Genomic DNA, 1579 nt, shown 5'->3' with positions numbered 1-1579 from the left:
CAACCGCAATCAGGCGTTGCAACACGCAAAAGGCAAAACCGATTACGTTTTGATTTTTGATGCGGACGACCGCTTTGAAGGCAAATTGGAATTGCCCGAGCTGACTGCCGATCGTTACCGCCTCCGCCTGAGACATGCCATGGGCAGAGTGGTTTATTACCGTCCGCTGTTGTTGCGCAATGACGGAACATTCTACTGGCGCGGCGTGTTGCATGAGTTTATCGAGACCGACAAACAAGATACCAGCGAAGCCACGCTTCATGGCGACTATACGGTTCTCAGCGGCCGTTTCGGCGCACGCAGCAATATGGCGAATAAATACCTGCTTGATGCGGTTTCTTTGGAAAAAGCGTTTTACAGCCCTGAAGATGAAGACCTGAAACCGCGTTACGCCTTTTATGCGGCACGTTCTTATTGGGATTCTGATATGCCCGAGCGTGCGAGCGAATGGTTTAAAAAACGCATCGAGTTGGGCGGTTGGATCGAGGAAGTGACGGTTTCTTACCAACAGCTGGGCGAGTGCTACAAATTAATGGGCAAACGCGATGAAGCTTTGGCGACTTGGTTGGCAGGCTACGATTACAACCCGCGCCGTGCCGAGTGTCTCTACCTTGCGCAAACCATGCTGCGCCAGGAAGGAAAATACCGCATTTCCCATGCGATCGGCTTGATGGCGAAGCGCATTCCGTTCCCGAAAGACGATATTCTTTTTGTCCAAAGCAATGTTTATCAGTTGGACATCGACTATGAATTGTCGGTTACCGCCTATGCCGCCGGCGATTTGCGCCAAGGCTATGAATCTTGCCGCCACTTGCTCTTGCTTAATGTACGCGAGGCATTGACCACGGTGACCATGCAAAATATGTGGCTCTACCGCGAACACGCGCAAACCGAAACGCGCGAAGTGTTGGAGCAGCTGGTGGCCGTAATGCAGCCTTATGCCGCGCAAGGCGGACGTTTGGCAGAAGTGACCGAATATTTTGCCGATATTTTGAAAAACCGTTAATTAGCACTTTGACCCAGCCATAAGGCCGTCTGAAAGGAAATTTTTTGAGCAAGCGCAATCTGTTTTCCGTCGATAAATCTTTGGAGCAGCCCGAACGCGTCCTCTTGGTCGGCGTAATGCTGACGGCGGACTATTCTGGCGCAAATGAAACGCGCGAGCGCGGCTTTCAGACGGCCTTGACCGAAGCGGCAGAATTGGTGAGCGCGGCCGGAGGCGATTTGGTTTCTATCGAAACTTCACGCCGCGACAAACCGCATCCGGCTTTGTTTGTCGGTACGGGTAAGGCGGAAGAATTGGCGGCAGTGGTCAAGCAGCATGATGTCGGGCTGGTCGTGTTTAACCACGAACTCACGCCGACACAAGAGCGTAATCTGGAGAAAGAGCTTCAATGCCGCGTCCTCGACAGAGTGGGTTTGATTTTGGCGATTTTTGCCAAACGCGCCCAATCGCAGGAAGGTAAGTTGCAGGTGGAGCTGGCTCAGTTGAACCATTTGAGCGGACGGCTGGTACGCGGTTATGGACACCTGCAAAGTCAGAAGGGCGGTATCGGCTTGAAAGGGCCGGGCGAAACCC

1 protein-coding gene and 1 pseudogene are annotated in these 1579 nt (G+C 52.9%); both read left to right on the top strand.

The features are described from left to right. Positions 1-1006: glycosyltransferase (locus tag ACTHUM_RS13545; RefSeq protein ID WP_440403118.1), on the top strand; the 1006-nt coding region annotated here is incomplete at its 5' end. Between the two features lie 44 nt (positions 1007-1050). Further along, positions 1051-1579 (top strand): annotated as a pseudogene (locus ACTHUM_RS13540) (GTPase HflX); the annotation flags it as partial.

The organism is Neisseria sp. P0021.S006, from assembly GCF_051956895.1.
This window is presented reverse-complemented; position numbering and strand designations above follow the sequence as displayed.